9 protein-coding genes are annotated in these 17,473 nt (G+C 59.1%); all 9 read right to left on the reverse strand.

The window, feature by feature from the left end:
- Positions 1–339 precede the first annotated feature (339 nt).
- A complete protein-coding gene (locus tag Mal15_RS31505) occupies positions 340–1,464 on the reverse strand; it encodes a Gfo/Idh/MocA family protein (RefSeq protein WP_147871361.1) in 1,125 nt (374 codons plus the stop codon).
- Positions 1,464–2,777, reverse strand: a complete 1,314-nt coding sequence (locus Mal15_RS31510) for a Gfo/Idh/MocA family protein (RefSeq protein WP_147871362.1) — start codon at positions 2,775–2,777, stop codon at positions 1,464–1,466. Before Mal15_RS31510 ends, Mal15_RS31505 begins: the two co-directional genes overlap by 1 nt.
- A 178-nt stretch (positions 2,778–2,955) precedes the next feature.
- Positions 2,956–4,407, reverse strand: coding sequence for a DUF1501 domain-containing protein (locus tag Mal15_RS31515; RefSeq protein ID WP_199773771.1), 1,452 nt, complete (start codon positions 4,405–4,407; stop codon positions 2,956–2,958).
- Positions 4,404–6,476 carry a PPC domain-containing protein gene (locus Mal15_RS31520; RefSeq protein WP_233903139.1) on the reverse strand — a complete coding sequence of 691 codons (2,073 nt, stop codon included), beginning with the start codon at positions 6,474–6,476 and terminating at the stop codon, positions 4,404–4,406. Before Mal15_RS31520 ends, Mal15_RS31515 begins: the two co-directional genes overlap by 4 nt.
- Positions 6,477–6,791: 315 nt before the next feature.
- Positions 6,792–9,059 carry a DUF1549 domain-containing protein gene (locus Mal15_RS31525; protein ID WP_233903140.1) on the reverse strand — a complete coding sequence of 756 codons (2,268 nt, stop codon included), beginning with the start codon at positions 9,057–9,059 and terminating at the stop codon, positions 6,792–6,794.
- 401 nt (positions 9,060–9,460) lie between these two features.
- The gene (locus tag Mal15_RS31530) at positions 9,461–10,609 is read right to left on the reverse strand and encodes an alpha-hydroxy acid oxidase (RefSeq protein WP_147871363.1); all 1,149 of its coding nucleotides are present in this window, start codon (positions 10,607–10,609) and stop codon (positions 9,461–9,463) included.
- A 142-nt stretch (positions 10,610–10,751) separates the two neighbouring features.
- Positions 10,752–12,668 (reverse strand): arylsulfatase, encoded by a 1,917-nt coding sequence (locus Mal15_RS31535; protein ID WP_147871364.1) that lies wholly within the window; start codon positions 12,666–12,668, stop codon positions 10,752–10,754.
- A 1-nt stretch (position 12,669) separates the two neighbouring features.
- A complete protein-coding gene (locus tag Mal15_RS31540; RefSeq protein WP_147871365.1) occupies positions 12,670–14,097 on the reverse strand; it encodes a sulfatase family protein in 1,428 nt (475 codons plus the stop codon).
- Positions 14,098–14,117: 20 nt separating this feature from the next.
- The gene (locus Mal15_RS34820; protein WP_233903142.1) at positions 14,118–17,417 is read right to left on the reverse strand and encodes a sulfatase-like hydrolase/transferase; all 3,300 of its coding nucleotides are present in this window, start codon (positions 17,415–17,417) and stop codon (positions 14,118–14,120) included.
- Positions 17,418–17,473: the final 56 nt, after the last annotated feature.

Genomic DNA, 17,473 nt, shown 5'->3' on the forward strand with positions numbered 1-17,473 from the left:
GATGGGGGCAAGACGATGGGGGCAAGACGATGGGGGCAAGACGATGGGGGCAAGACGATGGGGGCAAGACGATGGGGGCGGGAGGATGGGGGCGGGAGGATGGTCTTGCTTTTGATTGGGAGCGAACGATCGGCGCATCGTTTGTAACGTCAGGGCATACCCGCGCGGCCCTCGGCTGGTTCGCATCCGTGGGGACGCTTTGCCATCCGTGGGCCAATTCCTCTCCGGCTTTGGAAGATGTCCTCGTGGAGGTGTAACCGGTGGCGCACCAAGGCGACCACCGGCCCTCACATCTGCTGGGGAGGTCCAGCGGCAACGGCGCTGGACCGCCGCCGACATCTAGAGTCTTCCAGCCAGCAGTTTGTCAGCGGCCTTTTCGGCGGCTTGCATCACCTCGGCGATCGTCACACGCTGGCCGTCGCGTTTGCGGCTTTCCGCGGCGGCTTCCATGAACGCGTACAGTTCGATCGTCTCGTTCGGATCGATCGGCAGCTCCCGCGTTCGAAAGAATTTTGCGATCTGGACGACCAACGGTTTGTAGCCGCCGTAGTCACCGATCGCCGCGATGCCTTTTTCTCCCATCGCGGTTCCGCCGTAGCCGGTTTTCCCTTCGCGGATGCCGTGATAGGTTCCGATCCGACCGCCCGACCAAACGCCCACGACCACCTCGCGGCCCGGGGTCAGCGTTTGGCTGACGCTTTGGCAACCGGTGCCCATGCACGTGTAAAGTGATTCGACGCCATGGATGCCGTACCAGAACAGATCGGTGTGTGACGGTTCGGTCGACGCGGGGCTGTACGCGTTGCAGCCCAGTACGCGGCCCACCTTTCCATCGCGGATCGCTTGGGCGCCTTCGCTGTAACGCAGTGAAGAACTGGAAAACATCGGCACGCCAAAGTGTTCCGCCGCACGATAGATCGCGACGACTTCGGCCAGATTAGCTGCCACCGGTTTATCGATGAACACGGGCTTTCCCGCTTTGAACACGGCAAGCGCCTGATCCAAGTGCGGTTTCCCGTCGTTGGTTTCCAACAGCACACAGTCCACTCGGTCCAGCAGATCGTCGATCGAATCGACGATCTCGATTCCCATCTCCTGCATCTGTTCGGTGTACTTCGGAATGCGGCTGTAACTGGATTCGATCGTGCGGCTGCCGTAGGGATAGGCCGCGACGACGCGACAGTTTTGCATCTCGGGATTTGCCGGTTCACTGTTGAACGACTTGGTGAATGCCGGGACGTGTGAAGTGTCCAGCCCGATCACTCCGATGCGGAGCGTGGTTTCGGTCGGCGGGGCGTCTTGGCCGTTGGCGATCGAGGTGACGGCCAGCGTGATTGCCAGCAGGGTGGCAACGCTCCGGCGAGAGTACAGAGGAGAGGGAACCACGCTCTGGCGAGCGTCGCTACGGTGATGGGGCACGTCTTGCTGTGCGTCGCGATGGAGAAATTTGGATAGGGTTTTCATCAGACCACCGGCTCCCATCCCTTGGCGTATTCTCGCGACCACAGTTGATCGGCGGCGTCGTTGTTTTGCGGCCGGCCGTCGCTCGCGTCGGTGTGCAGCACGCTGGACGTGCGATAAGCGATGTTGCCCAGATGACACAGCAGCGTGCTGCGATGGGCGATTTCGATGTCGGCGTTGGTGCGGTGGCCGTCGCGCACCGCCGTGATGAAGTCGTTGAAGTGATCCTTGTCCCCGCCCGCGCCGTTGCCGCTGGCCACTTCTTTGCGTTGCATGTCGTATTGGGTGTATCCCGCATCACGGATCACGATCGTTCCTTCGGTGCCGTGGAAACTGACGCCGAATCCGGAGTCGTGCGGCCCCAAGGGGGACCAGCTGAGCCCTTCCCAGGTGATCGTTTTGTTCTCGGGAAAATCGAACGTGACCATCATCGTGTCGGGCGTTTCCTGGTCGTCTTCGTGGCGGTATTTTCCGCCGCCTGCGGTGACGCGCGTGGGAAACTCGACTTGCATCCCCCAGCGGGCGACATCCAGACCGTGGACGCCGTTGTTGCCCAGTTCGCCGTTGCCCCAGTGCCAATGCCAGTGCCAGTTGTAATGGACGATGTTGTCTTTGAAGGGACGGTCCGGCGCGGGGCCTTGCCACAACCGCCAGTCCAACCAAGACGGCACGGGGGCGGGTTTTCCGACACCGATCGGACCGCGTCGGTTGTTGTACCAGGTTCGGCTGTACAACGCTTTTCCGATCGCCCCGCTGTGAATCTTCTCGACGGCTTCGGCGATCCCGGGCCAGCTGCGGCGCTGCGTCCCCATCTGCACGACGCGATCGTTCTTGCGTGCCGCCGCGATCGCCATCTCGCCCTCGGCCGGCGTGTAGCTGCAGGGTTTTTCGACATACACGTGCTTGCCCGCACCACAGGCCATGATGGTCGCCGGGGCATGCCAATGGTTCGGTGCGGCGCAGATCAATGCGTCGACGGATTTGTCATCCAGGATGCGGCGAAAGTCCTTGACGGTTTCGGTCTTCGTCGACTGTTTCTCGTTGACGATCTTGGCCGCCCGCTCGGCCGCCCGTTCGTCGACGTCACAGATGTACGCGATGTCGACTTGTCCGCTGGCCAACATGCCTTTGACGATCGCACCGCCGCGGCCGTTGACGCCCATCACGCCGATGGACAGTTTTTCCGAAGGCGGCGCCGCGGCGGCAGGCGTCTCTTGGGCGTCCAGGCGACTGGTCAGCCCCAGCGCGGTCATCGAGGCGACGCCGGTCTTCAAAAACAGCCGGCGGTCACGTTGCAAGGTCTCAAAATCGTTCATTCAAATCAGTCCGGTGCAGGTGGAAATAAAGTGGATGGTGGAGCGGCAGGTTAGGATTCCGCCGCAGATTGTTTTTCAGGTAGTGGACGAGACGACGAGTCCATTCGGATCGCGCACAGCCAGGACTCCTCGCGTCGTCCACTACCGATTCCCCGAATCGTATCGTTTGTGATGTGCTTCATGCGGTCAGTTCGGGGATGGGTTTGCCGTGATCGACGATCGGCGTCGGGCGTCCGTTGAAGTCTTTGATGAACACTTTCGATGCATCGATGCCCAGGTGGTGATAGATGGTGGATAAAAAATCGCCAGGCCCACAGCGTCGATCGATCGCGTCTTCGCCGCGTTTGTCGGTCGCGCCGATGAAGCGACCGGTTTCGATTCCGCCGCCCGCCCACAGGTTGGAAAACGCCCGCGGCCAGTGATCGCGTCCGGGTTGTTTGGTTCCCGATGGGGCGCTGGCGTTGCCGGCGCCGGTGCTGGGTTGGTAATTGATCTTTGGTGTTCTGCCGAATTCACCGGTCACCACGACCAATACACGTTGGTCCAACCCGCGTTCGTGGATGTCTTCGATCAAGGCCGAAACGGCCTGGTCATAGGCCTCGGCACGAAATCGCAGCGCGTCAAAGACGTGGTGGTTGACGGCGTGGTCATCCCAATTGTTGACTCGGCCGCAAAGGGGGCCTCTCAGACTGGTCGTCAACACGTCGACGCCGGCTTCGACCAGACGACGTGCCAACAGCAATTGCTGTCCCCACGTGTTTCGGCCGTAACGGTCACGCGTCGATTCGTCTTCACGCGTCAGGTCAAACGCTTCTTTGGTTTTTGGGTTCGTCAGCAACGTCAACGCTTGGGCTTCGAACTGGTCGAGCGCGCCGAGTTCGCCGTAGGTGTCAAAGGCTCGGTGCAGCGTGTCCAGTTCTTGTCGCAGCGTCGTCCGACGCCTCAATCGCTCGACTTCGCCCTTGTCGCCCAGACCGATATTGGGAACGACGAAATTGGGCGCGTTCGGGTCGCCGGTGACCGAAAACGGCGAATAAGCGTCTCCCAGGTACGCGGGGCCGTTGTAGGTGGTCGGGGGATTGATGCCGACGTATGCGGGCAGCGGGTTGGTTCGCGGTTCGTCCAAGGATCGCAGGTAGTTGGCAACGGACATCCAATCGGGCAGCCGCGGTTTGGGTTTGTCGCGGGTATCGCTGTCACCGGACAGCAACTGCATCGAACCGGCGGGGTGCCCACCGGCGCCCTGGTACATGCTCCGCAGCACCGTGAACTTGTCGGCGATCGCGGCCTGACGCGGCAACAGTTCGGTGAACTGCATGCCGGGCACTTTGGTGGCGATCGTTCCGAACGGGCCGCGATACTCGCTGGTCGCCAACGGTTTGGGGTCGTAGGTGTCGATGTGGGAACAACCGCCGGGTTTCCACACCATGATCACCGCCGTCCGCTTTTTGGGATCCGTTTGGCTTGACTCCGCCGCACTGGCGGCGCGCAGACGCAGGATGCCCGGCAGCGAGACGCTTGCCATCCCGGCCAGCCCCAGTTTCATGAAACTGCGGCGGCGCTGTGGCAATCCGTGAACTGGCATGCCGGGAGTTTGGCTACCGCAATCGTCACAATCGTGATGGATCATTTCGTCGCCTCGGCGGGGACCACGTGAATCGAAATCGGTTTGGAAACGTAGATGTCAACGATGTCTTTCGGTTTTTCGTCACCCCGCGCATACTTGGCAACCGCGCCACCGTAGAACGCGATCGTGTAATTGCCCGGCGGGGTCTTGAGTCTTGCCAGATCCAGGACCGCTTCGGATTGATCTTGGGTCAGCGAAAGATCGAAACGCGTGTTGTGTTCAAACCCGGCTCCGAAGGTATCCAACGCCATCGATTTTCCTGAGAAATCGCCGCGTCGGATCAATCGCAACGGGATCGTCAGCTTCCCGCCGGCTTGGACCTGCCACACCTTGTCTTCGGCCGCTTCGATCGACAGCCCGGCTTGCTCGATCCCGCCGACGGAAACCGGAATCCGATCGACCAGACGCGGATCCGGGATTTCGCTCTTGGCATTCGTCACCGGCCATTTCATCGACGCCCAATGACAGGGTCGCACGACGTCCTGGCCGTCGATGGTGGCACGGCCGAACAGGTCGGCCAACTGCAACCCGCGCGGTGCGTTGGCGGCCGCACTGACCAACATGATGCCGCGGGTTTGCCCGGCGGCGATCGTTAGTCCCGTTGCGGTGACGCCTTCGGGCAGGTTGTCGAAAAACAGTTCGATCTCGCCATCAAAACCGTCGCGGCGGACGACCACAATTTCAAGCGGCATGACCGCACCGCCACGCAGCGCGATCGGTTTGCTAAGTGCGTTTCGATCCCCGTTGCGAAGCCCCATGTGCAGGGCCCAGCCGACCAGTGCAAAATCGGGCGATGCCTTCCGCACGATCATCCGATAGCGATTGGCCGGATCATTTCGTGTGCCGCCGAACAGGTCGGTGACTCGAATTCGGTACGTTCCGTCTTCTTTGATCTCGAATTTCCCCATCGCGTCGGAAGATCCGGCGTTGTAGGGCGGACCGTCATAGGAGTAACCGTTGGAGGACCGTTTGACCGGGCTGGGAATGTCCGCCAGTTCCGCGACATCGACGACCTTGCCATCGTCGATCACGCGTTGCACGACGACGGAGGGATCGGTCGGGCGGCCGAGTCGTTCCGACGCGACTTCGACCCACCACGTTTCGCCTTTCTTGGCGGTGAACTGATACGTGTCCACATCCGCGGCCGGAAAGAAACTGCCGCCGACATCGCACGGCAACGTGATCCCCCGTGCGTCGTCGTCGACCGCCGCCAGTTCGGTTTCGTCCGCGGCGGGATTGGCATCGACATCGGGCGGAGGCCAGGAGAACGAGTTCACGCTGTTCGTCGCGGGCAAGCGAGTCGCGACGGCATCGGCGGTCGCTTCGGTGAGTGCCAGGCGAAAGAAGTAGTAAGGGCCGCCCTTGAAGGTCAGGTCGTGGACCTTGACGTAATAGCGACCGTCCTGGGGGGCGGTGAAGTCGATGATGCCGCCGCGACGCTCCACGATCAGGTCGCTGCCGGTGGCGTCGGCGACGACCAACACCGGGTTCATCTTCGAATCGATCCCCTTGGCGACGCAATCGACGATGACCCGCTGGTTTTGTTTGGCATCGAACGCATAAAAATTCACCGAACGGTCGACCAACGTGGCGTTGACGATCGAACCGATGGGAACCTCCAACGCGGTTTCCAGCGAAGTGCCCGGTTTGGTCTGCGTGAGCTCGGGGACGTCGCTGACCGAAAACGCGCGGGCCGAGGAGATGCCCAGCCCGGCCATGATCCGCGCGTCATAAACTCCCACGGGGCAGTTTCCGTCAACGCGAACCAGGAACGTGTCGGCCACGACCGTCCCGTCATCGTTCAGCTTGGGCGTTGCGCTGATCGACGGATCGGGAAAGATCAGCTGCTCGGCGCCGTCGAGCGATTGACCGGTGATTCTGACTTCGAATTCCGTCCCCGCTTGGCCGCCCATCGGCATCGTGGTCAACAATCTGGGAGCCGGCAGACAGACCGACTGTGCGTGCAGCAATGTGGGCAGGCAGATCGACGCCGCCATGCACAGCCATGCGGCCGGCCATGTGCAGCGACCGGCGCGCGGTGAATGCCGCCGGTCGGGCAGGGGAGTGCTCATCGAAAAAATCCAATCGGTGGTCGTGGGGAAACGTGGGACTTAAGCGATTTTCGGGTAGCGGAACTCGCCAAGAGTTTCGCTACCACCTGTGTCGTGCCGAAAGTCTTGGCGGCTTGTTGATTTAATCTGATCACTCGAGGGATCAGCCGTTTCGCGCGAGCGTACGGGCACCCGGTTCGCAGATTGCTTACCGTTGCCCGTAGGCTTGCGCCATACGGCTGATTCGGTTGCCCGTAGGCTTGCGCCATACGGCTGATTCAATCGACAAGTCGTTAACGACTTCCGCTAAGGTTCGATCCAAAATTTTGTAAAGGACTAATGGTTAAACAAAAACTCTTTGGTGTTCAGCAGTGCCCATGTCAGGTCTTGAAGGTTCTCGCGGAGCGTTTGAGTTGCATCGAGTGGTTTGCCGTCGGCGTCGGTTCGCGACTCGTTGACGTATTGCAATGCGGTCGCGAGTTCGGATTCGCTGGGGGGACGTGCGAAGGCCGCAAAATACAACTCGTTGATTTTTTCCGCCGCCGACGTCGGTTGGCCGACCAGTCGATTGATGCGGCCGCCGCCGGCGGCCAGTTTGGATTTGATGTCGCCGGCATTCATCAGGTGCAAGCTTTGCGCCAGGCTGCCCGATTGCACGCGTTCGCACTCGCACACGCTGGTCGCTTCGGGCCGACCGAACACGCGCAAGAACGGCGACGCCTTGTTGTAGCTGTTGTCCGGCAACGCGACCGCTCGCGTCCCGATCGGCAGATTCGCAAACGAAGTTTGTGCCCCGGTGACTTGGTCGATCGCATCAAGCATGACTTCGGCTTGCAATCGTTTGGGGTAGAACCGCGAGTAGTTTTGGGAATCGACCAGATTGTGTTCGTTGGGAATCGCACTCAACTGATACGCTTTGGAGTTGGTGATCGCACGGATCAGTGCCCGCAGATCAAATCCGCTGTCGACGAAATGTCGTTCCAACGCTGCGAGTAATTCGGGATTCGTCGGCGGGTTGGTGTCGCGGATGTCGTCTTCCGGTTCGATCAGTCCGCGACGGAAGAAATGTTTCCAGTAGCGATTGACCAGCGACTTGGCGAAAAACGGGTTGCCCGGGTCGGCCATCCAATCGGCCAGTCGCAGCCGTGGGTCTTCGTCCGGCGGGATCTGGCCGACCGAATCGCCGAGCGCTGCCGGGGGCACCGATTGACCGTTCTTCATGTTGACCGCTTGGGCCAAACCCCGCTGGTGAAAGATCAGGTCCTCACCGGCGGTGTCGGTGGGTTTTCGCCCGATCCGGCTAAAGAAAGCGGCCAGCGAGTAGTAATCCTGTTGGCTCCAGCGTTCGAACGGGTGATGGTGGCACTGGGCACATTGCAGCCGCACGCCGAGGAACAGCTGCGCGACGTCCTCGATTTGTTGTTTCGGTTCTTTGACCCGCTTGTACCAAGCGACCGGCGGATTGGCGATCACCGTTCCCGTGGCGGCCAACAACTGGCGAACCAATTGGTCGTACGCCGTTCCGGCCAACAGGTTGTCCCGGACCCAGGCGTGGAACGCAAAATTGGACGTGATGTCACTCGCATCGTCACGGCGATTCTTCAGCAGCGCCGTCCATTTGTTGGCAAAGTAATCGGCATAGTCGGGGCTTCGCAGCAAGCGATCGATGGCCGCGGCGCGTTTGTCCGCCGTGTCGTCCGCTGCGAACGCTTTGGCCTCCGATTCGGTAGGAACGCGTCCGGCGATGTCCAGGCTGACGCGTCGCAGGAATGTGGCGTCGTCACAGACTTCCGACGCCGGAATGCCGAGCTGCTTTAGATTGGCGAAGACCAGTTCGTCGATGAAGTTATTCGGCGTGGGAAGCGTCTCGATCGGTTGGCCGAGTGGAATGGAGGCGTTGTAGACGACGATGCGGTCCTGGTGTCGCACCATCACGGAGACTTTCCCCGGCAAGTCCAACGCAGTCACCTGTCCCGATTCGGTGACGGTGGCCATCGCCGAATCATTCGATTCAAACAGGCTGGTCGCCGTCACGTCGCGAGTCGATCCGTCGGAGAATGTGGCGATCGAACGAAGCGTCACACTTTCGCCGGGGCGGAGCGTTCCGGTGGCCGGTTCGATGGCGATCGTGACCAGATCGGGATCCGCGGTCGGCCGATACGGTGAACCCGCTTGGATCCAACGCAGCAGCGTGTTGTAGTTCTTCGAACCCTTTTCGATGCGAACGCCCCCGCCGTGAGGGACGTCGCCGGCCGCTTTGGCCAGAAGCAAGCTGCGCGGGGGATCGAGCGGAAACAGACGTCGGCCACGACCTTCCATCACCAGGTGCTGGTAATCTTCCTGGGGCTCGAAACCCAACAACGACAGTTGAAATCCGTTTTGTCCGCCGCCGGCCTTGGCGTGACAGACACCCGCATTGCAACCGGCTTTGGTCAGCACGGGCACGACGTCGTTGACGAAGCTGACCTGGCCTTCTGGGCTGACCTGGTCCTCTGGCGTATTCGCGACACAAAGGGTGGGGCGTTGGCTGACGAACACCATGAACGTCAAGCACACGGGCAGCAGCCATCGTTGGATTCGATCGTGGTCAGACACGGTGGTCATGGGCCGAGCGGCGGCAGGGGGGGACAACGTCGCGTTGTTGATGTGGGAGGGGACATCAGTTTACCGTGTTCGGGGCGCCGCGTCCAATTTTGATTTTCAGATGGAATCACCGCTGATCCGGTACGGCGGTCGACGCAACCGTTGGTGTTTGGCCTTTAGGGACCGTCCAGCTTAGGGCTGAGGCAAAACGCAAAAAATCCGAATGATCTGACTGGTCGGGTAAGGGGTGGGCGGCGGAGGGTGTACGACGTCCTTTCTAGGTCGTCGCGCAGAGCCCCACGGGCGACGGCCCGGAAGGGCCATCGTACACCAGAAAACGATCGCCCTAAGCTGGACGGTCCCTTTAGGCGACCACCCGGTTCCGGATCAAGCGTCCTAGCAGAAGAATCAGGTGTAACGACCTACTTCGAAAGGTGGTTTGGGAAGTCACGAGTGCGCTGGCAACACAGTTGCTCCATGACTTGCTGGAGCTGACGCTTCAAAATTGCGATGGTGTGATCTCCACCGCGGCTCCCGAGTGCCGCCGTGCCGTACATGAAGGTCCGCCCAAGCATTGCAAAGTCGGCGCCAATCGCCATCGTTCTGGCAATGTCTGGTCCGCCACGGATGCCGGAGTCCATCATGATGGTTACTTGTTCGCCGAATCTTTCCGCGATCGGGCGAAGCGCTTTGATGGCGGATTGTCCGGCGTCGAGCTGGCGACCGCCATGGTTGGAAACCCACAGTCCGTCTACTCCCAAGCGAAGACAGCGCTCGGCGTCGGCTTCACAGGCGATGCCTTTGACAACCAGTTTGCCCGGCCACATGTCGCGAATCGGCTTGATCTTTTCTTCGTTCAAGCGTCCCGAGAATGTCTTGTCCATGAACAGGCCGAGTTGCTTGAGATTCAAGCCTTTCGGCATGTAGGGTTTCAGAGTTTCGAACTCAGGCTGACCGTCTAGCAACGTACTTGCCGCCCAAACCGGACGGCAAAGAATTTGCAGAATATTCCTTAGCGACATACTTGGCGGCATCGCCAATCCGTTGCGTATGTCACGCGGCCGGTAACCGAATGTGGGTACATCAGCGAGGATAACTAACACCGGAAGCTCGGCAGCCTTACAGCGATTGATGATGTCGTCACGAACGCTGTCTTCGGTTGGATGATACAGCTGAAACCAAGCTTGGCCCTCGCTGATCTCCGCAATTGTTTCGATGCTACTGGTGGAAACGGTGCTCAGGCAAAACGGGATGTTGTGCTTCAACGCGGCTTTGGCGAGGATTTCCGGAGTCTTCGGCCACATCAGGCCTTGCAATCCGATTGGCGAGATACCGAAGGGGGCGTCGTAAGTGTGGCCAAAAAGCTCGGTTCGCATGTCCGATTTGATGTGCTCGGACAGGTACTGAGGAATCAGCTCGACGTCGCGTATCTCTGCTGTGTTCCGATGCAGGTTGACATCTTCGTTGCAGCCGCCGTCGAGATACTCGAAGGCGAAACGCGGGATGCGTCGCCGGGCACGTTGCCGAAGGTCATCCACGCTGGGGTATCGCGGGTCGTATTCCAGTTCCACCGTTTCAAAACCTCAGTTTGGGTTAAGGGTCACGCATCGCTCATTAATGACACAATGGGGCATCGCTGACACGGCATCGATCTCACGAGCGTTGATCACAACAGGTGCCGGCTGATCCGACCCCGATCTAATACGGCTCGACCTAATTCGACCCTGTGCGGAAGCGATACCAGAAAGCGCCGTCGTTCAGTCCGATCGCACGTTTTTTACCCATGGTGATCCAGCCGGAATCCGAGAGCGCGAAGTAGGTCGTATCGGGCTTCAGGCGAGGAAGATCATTGAACATAATTTGCTTTGTTCCTTCAGCGGGATGCCCCGGCTCGGGATCCGCCTGCCAAACGACTTTGTCGATGTCGTCGGCTTCATAGAGTCGGATCGTTTTGCCTTCTGAATTGGCGAAACTGATCGGCTGGGAAAAACAAAAACTCAGGTTCGTATCGCACGGTACGTTCATCGCCGACGATGCGGGTTCGGCTCGAACAAATGCCGGCATGGCCATGCGAATGCGATGGAAGCCCCAGCCTTCCTGATAGTCGTGGAGCGGGGCTCGCCATGAACGAGGCATGGCGGTGTGATTCTTTGCGAAGTCGAACCAACGCTCGCTCATCTCGGCGACAATTTCTGGTCGCTCGGCCGCAAGATCCTTTGACTCTGCGGGATCGCGAACGATGTTGTAGAGTCGCCATGGTCCGTCGCTGATACTGGAGATCTTCCAGTCGCCTTTCGTCAGCCCCTTGCCGGTCTGATTGAAGCACCAGAAGATCTCGTCGTGGATGGCGTGGTGAGGCAACGTGGCGTCGCAGAGCAACGGAAGCAACGACTTGCCAAACAGTGGTTCAAGTTCGCGCGCTCCGTCGGTGGCTGGGTACGACGCGCCCGCTAACTCCAGAAACGTTGGGTACAGGTCCGTGACGTGTAGTCGCTGCTTGCGAACCCCGCCAGCTTGTTCAGCGAGTTTCATTGGCCATCGAACGATCAACGGGACGGAAACGCCACCTTCCTGAGCACACGATTTGTACCAGCGAAACGGCGTGTTCTTTAGATAGGACCACCCATTGGATGCGAACGGATTGGTTCCGGCTTTCCAGGGAATCTGCTGGTCGTAGGTGCGGATGTCTCCGTTGCTGTACGCACCGCCGTTGTCCGCCATGAAAATCACAAGCGTGTTTTCGTCCAGTCGCTGATCCCGCAAATGCTTCAGGATTCGCCCCACGTTCCAGTCCAGTCGATCGAGCATTCCGGCGTACGCTGCCATACGACGACTTTCCTGTTTCTGAATCGACGCAGGCAATTCGTCCCATCGTCGGACTTCGGCCTCAGGCGGAGTCATCACATAGCGATCATCGATCAGCCCCATCGCTTTCATTCGCTGCATCCGCTGTTGCCGCAACGATTCCCAGCCGGCCGTGTAGCGGTCGTAGTACTTTTCAACGTTCTCGCGCGGCGCGTGCAGTGGGCTGTGCGGAGCATTGAACGCGACGTAAGTGAAGAACGGCTTTCCTGCCGTGACCGAAGCATCAATCTGCCTGATCGCGTCATCCGTGAAAGCATCGGAGCTGTACCAGCCCTGCGGTACTGGTTTCGGTTTCTGTCTGTTTGATTGAATGGCCGGTTTGCCGCGTTCGATGCCGGTCCAGCTATCGATCGCGCCCCCAAGAAACCCGTAGAACGAGTCGAAGCCCGCATCGAGCGGATGTCCCGGCTGATGCCACTTGCCGCTGATCGACGTGGCGTAACCTGCATCGGTCATCAGACGTACGATCGGAAGCGATCGTCGATAGTTGTCGGACTGAGAATGCTCATGGCCGGTCATCAAGCTGGTACGCGTCACCACACACATCGGATTGACATGGAATTCGCTAAAGCGGATTCCTTCGGCTGCCAACCGATCTAGATTTGGCGTATCGATTTCTCCACCGTAGCACCCGAGGTCCGAGAAACCGACATCGTCCGCGACGATCAGAAGAATGTTGGGACGCTCAGCCGCCTCAGCAACGGAAACACCGGCCAAGGAAACCAAGAGAACCCGAATCACGGCAACGAAGGGCTTTAAGTTCATGTCAGGGGTTTACCGCTGGATCCTTGGTTGATTTCACCCAATTTCTGAGAGCACTGAGTAGCCTGTCGCGTTGTTCCTGATGCTGAGTTTTCGACGCCAGGTTGTTCATTTCGTGTGGGTCCGACTGAAGGTCGTAAAGCTCTAGCTTCGGAACTTTGCCTCCAAGATTCTGCGGATCCATCTCTGCCAGAATTTGGTACTGTCGCGGAAACCTGTCCTTCAGCCGAATCGTCTCCGCGTAGGTGCGATTGCCCCACACCTTGAACTGCCGGCTGTCTGCATTGACCTGCCGCCACGCGGTTTCGACGTTTTCACGATAGATCAACTTCCATCGGCCATCGAAGACACTGCGTTCCTGCATGCCGTTGTTGGGCAGCGGACCACGGTTGGAGATCTCGGCGAAAATGTAATCATGCCCCATCGCGTGCTTGTCCCCCTGCAGTAATCCGGTGACCGATTTGCCGTGAAGCGGATAGTCGAAAGATAGATCGATGCCGCATCGATCCAGAATGGTTGGAAGCAAATCAAGCTCACTCACCAGTTCGTCGCGGTTGGCGCCCTGTGCGATCCCGGGGCCGCGAACGATCAGCGGCACACGCAGGCCCAGGTCGTACAACGTCATCTTGCCGTGCTGAAACGTAGGGCCGTGGTCGCTCATGAAGATCACGATCGTGTTGTCGCTTTGGCCGGATTGTTCAAGCACGCTCAACGCCTGTCCGGTTAGGGAGTCCGCTTGTTCGATCCCCGCCAAGTACTCCGCCCAGTCCTTGCGAACCTCCGGCGAATCGGGCAGGTAAGCAGGAAGTTCGACTTCGTCCGGATCAACACGGATCGGTGTCTTGTCGCTGTTCGGGTAAGGCCGATGCGAGTTCGGTATGTTGACCATCAGGAACCAAGGCTTCTTGTGGGTTTTCGCGTTTCGGATGAATCCCACCATTTCCGCACGCGAGCCTTCCAGGAACTCGTCATACGGAAACTTGTCATTCGGCAGCACATGCAGCTTGTGCGTGACGCCTTGATAGTAGCCGTTCGTTTTCAGGATCTCGGTCAGCGTTTTGAACTGGTCGTGGACACGGTTCGTTCGCGCAAGTTTGAGTCCGCGCTCCGCCGCAGTGACTTGATCAGCCGGTTTGTGAAAGTTGTGCGTGTTGTTCAGGATGCCGTTGGTGTGGTTGTGCAGCCCGGTGTAGATCGCCGCCTTGGATGCGGAACACACTGGATAAGCGACGAATGCGTTGCTGAAGTACGTTCCGGACTTCGCCAGCGCGTCCATGTGCGGTGTCTGCAGTCCCGGCGTTTCCAACAAGCCCAAGTGCGCGCCTTGATCTTCCGTCAAGATAAACAAAACGTTCGGGCGTTCAGAGGCACCGGCAGCAGTCGCACAGTGGAATGCAAGGACGGCGGCGAAACCAATCGATCGGAAGTTCACTGTTCAATCTTCCTCTGTTTTCATTTGGTCGTTGGCTCCTGCTGATTTGCCGCCGACCCGGTATCAAGTTTCCTCTCGATGTACCAATCGAAGTACTTCGCCGCCTGACGGCTCATCGCTTCTGATCGTTGAGCCCAGATTCCGGGCGGAGATTGAGTCTCGGCCCAGGCCTTGAGATCCTTGTGAAGCGACGCTGCGATCTCAGGTGATTCGCTAAGCAGATCGTTGGTCTCCTGGAAGTCGTTTTCCATATCGAACAGATACTCGCGATCGTCGGCTCGGATGTACTTCCATCGCCCTTTGCGGATCGCCGACTGGCCGAGCCACCGCCAATACAAAGTTTCATGGGGTGCCGCTTTGTTTTCTCCGGTCAGGAACGGGATCAGGTTGACACCATCCAGCACCGGGTCATTGGGGAGTCCGGCTAAGGAGCAAGCCGTCGCACCGACATCGAGCGTGATGACAGGATGGGAGTAGACCTGTCCACCGGGAATCGTGCCTTTCCATTGGACGACAAACGGCACCCGAATGCCTCCTTCGGTCAACATTCCTTTCTCGCCGTTCATCGGATCGTTCAACGAACCGTCCCAGCCGGGGCCGCCGCCGGGCGCATCCAGCTTGTGAATCTTCAGCGGTGCACCGTTGTCGCTGATCACAAAGATCAGTGTGTCTTCTTCGAGTTCATGCTTTCGCAGCGATGCCATGATTCGGCCGACCCCATCGTCGACGGCGGACAACATCGCGAGTGCCTGACGTCGACGCTCTGGCATTTCGCCAGGGAAACGATCGAGGTACGTCTTTGGTGCGTCCAGCGGCACGTGCGGCGCTCGGCAGGCGAGATAGAAGAAGAACGGCTTGTCGTGAAATCGATCGATGAACGTGCAGGCGAAATCAGAAATCATGTCGATGTGATAGCCGCCGCCCTTTTGCTCCTGTGGCTCGACGTCTTCACCTTCCAGGTTCATGTTCCAGTGACCAGGGCCGTTGCTGTTCTTGTGAAAGGCCTTGTCGAATCCGTGAGTCGCGATACTCTCGGCATGGCTCGGTCCAAGATGCCATTTTCCCGCCATGCCCGTGACGTAACCAACGCTCTGCAATCGCTCGGGGATCGTCTCGAGTTCATCGAAACGCTTCATGGTCGCTGCATCTCTGAATTGCGGATTCGATTCCAGCCCCCACTTGGTTTGGTACTGACCACTGATCAGTCCGCCCCGCGAAGGAACGCATTGCGGTGCGGTGCAGTATCCGTCGGTCATGCGGACGCCGCCCCGCGCGAGCGCGTCGATGTTGGGCGTTTTAACGTCATCGAAGACTCCTTGGCAGCTGAGGTCCGAATAGCCATGGTCGTCGGTGTAGATGACGATAACGTTTGGTTGACGGCTACTATTTTGCGAAACCGGTTGTGACGCATCCGAGGCCGTGGGAAGCTTCAACTGATACAGTGCCGAACCATCCTCGCCAACTAATCGGATGTCTGAAATCTGCACCTCGCCATCGCCGCGTGAGGGGTCGATTCGTACTGCAAGCACCGGACTGGCCGCGGTAAATTCGACCGTATAGGGATGTGCTTTCCCGTCGTGTTCCACTTCAAACTTATGACTGCGATCGGCGTTAAACGGTCCAGCCCCTTGCTCCTGCCAGAACACCTGGCCGTTTCCGATCGAACCGGAGATCATCGTGAACTGCAGCGTGAAGGAGCCGGCGGGGAGCGGTTCGGTGAGCGTGTGACTGAGGTGGGGATCACCTCCGGTACTCTTTACGAGCAACGCACCGTTTGCGGCAGACAAGGTGCAAGTGCCTCCGGATCGCCATCCCGCGACGGGTTTGCCGGCAGGCTTTGATTTTCCGCCGACCGGCTTCTTGCTTGCGCCGCCTTTCAGCTCGGCTTTGCCTTCGTTGGTGATGTCGAATTTCGACGGGTCGAAATTCGGATTCGCCAGCGGACGCGCGGCCTGCGTTTCATTCAGGTGTTGTTCGATCAGCGCGTCGAGTTGCTTCACACGCTCGGGGAACCGTTCGGCGAGATTGCGTTGTTCGCCGATGTCGTCTTTCAGATTGAACAGTTTGTAACGGTGACCGCCATTTTCACCGCCGTGGAAGATGCGAATCAGTTTCCAGTCGCCGGCGTGGACGCTGACCGACGGTGGTAACCAATCCGGAACACCTGGCCCGTGCGGGAAGTACGTGAAGATGGCTTCGCGGTCCAACGAGTCGCCCTGCAATGCCGGGACAATGCTGATTCCGTCGAATTCCTGACCGGGCTTTGCATCGATCGACAACATGTCCAGCAACGTCGGATAGTAGTCGCTGCTTTGAATGATCTCGTCGCTACGCGAGCCGGCTTCGACAGAACCCGGTTGAACGACAATTGCCGGCCCTCGCACACCACCTTCGTACATCGTTGCCTTGCCGCCTCGCAGCGGTGCATTGCTGGTCGCCGTTCCACCATCGACCAGGTTGTACATGTTTCCGCCGTTGTCCGACGCGAAGATGATGATGGTGTTGTCGGCGATCTCCAGGCGGTCCAACGTGTCGAGCAGCGTACCTACCGCGTCGTCCATGCTCTCGATCATCGCCGCGTAAGTCGGGCTGCGCTGCGGATCCTTCGGGTCGACGACTTTGCGATATTTGTCGATCAGATCCTGTTTAGCATCGAACGGAGCATGCACGCTGAACATCCAGTAGTTCAAAAAGAACGGTTCGTTCTTATGTTCTTCCATGAAGGCCACGGCTTCTTTGGCCATGCGGTCTTCAAGGTGCTCGTCCGGAATGTCCGGGTCATGGTCGAAATCGTTGAACTTCCACGGAGCGACATAGCTACCCGCCGGACCTGGTCCGGGATGGTGGGGGACATCGACATCGAATCCATGCTCCAGTGGCGAGTAGGGTTCCGGCCCGAGATGCCATTTGCCAAAGTGCCCCGTCGCGTAGCCGTTGTCCTGGAACATTTCGGCCATGGTGTAGTACCGTGTATCCAGCCGGGACACGCACTGGGGTGTCGTCGAGAATTTGTTCGGCGCAGCGCTGGTTGGCACGACCGGTTCGAGAATCACCTTGGGAAGGTGGCACGTTGGTGCCGTGATGCCGTGCCGCGCGGGACTCAATCCCGTCAGGACGCTCGCTCGAGTCGGCGAACACAACGGGCTGGACGAATATGCCCGGGTGAATGTCATTCCACGCTCGGCCATCCGCTTGACATTGGGCGTTTTGTAAAGGTCGGTTGTCCCGTAAAGCGTTGTGTCGCTCCAGCCAAGGTCATCGGCGAGGATGAAGACCACGTTGGGCCTCGGTTCGGCAGCGTTGCCTCGCGCGATGACCATCGCGCTAACGCTTAGAGTGCAAAGGAGTGCGGTCGCTAGTTGTCGCATTGGCTTTT

Source organism: Stieleria maiorica, from assembly GCF_008035925.1.
GTDB lineage: Bacteria > Planctomycetota > Planctomycetia > Pirellulales > Pirellulaceae > Stieleria > Stieleria maiorica.

Bases quoted from the DNA above. Each gene is read 5' to 3' on its own strand.
- Mal15_RS34820 (WP_233903142.1), bottom strand. From the start codon at position 17,417: ATGGTCATCGCGCGAGGCAACGCTGCCGAACCGAGGCCCAACGTGGTC.
- Mal15_RS31510 (WP_147871362.1), bottom strand. From the start codon at position 2,777: ATGAACGATTTTGAGACCTTGCAACGTGACCGCCGGCTGTTTTTGAAG.
- Mal15_RS31505 (WP_147871361.1), bottom strand. From the start codon at position 1,464: ATGAAAACCCTATCCAAATTTCTCCATCGCGACGCACAGCAAGACGTG.
- Mal15_RS31520 (WP_233903139.1), bottom strand. From the start codon at position 6,476: ATGAGCACTCCCCTGCCCGACCGGCGGCATTCACCGCGCGCCGGTCGC.
- Mal15_RS31515 (WP_199773771.1), bottom strand. From the start codon at position 4,407: ATGATCCATCACGATTGTGACGATTGCGGTAGCCAAACTCCCGGCATG.
- Mal15_RS31535 (WP_147871364.1), bottom strand. From the start codon at position 12,668: ATGAACTTAAAGCCCTTCGTTGCCGTGATTCGGGTTCTCTTGGTTTCC.
- Mal15_RS31525 (WP_233903140.1), bottom strand. From the start codon at position 9,059: ATGACCACCGTGTCTGACCACGATCGAATCCAACGATGGCTGCTGCCC.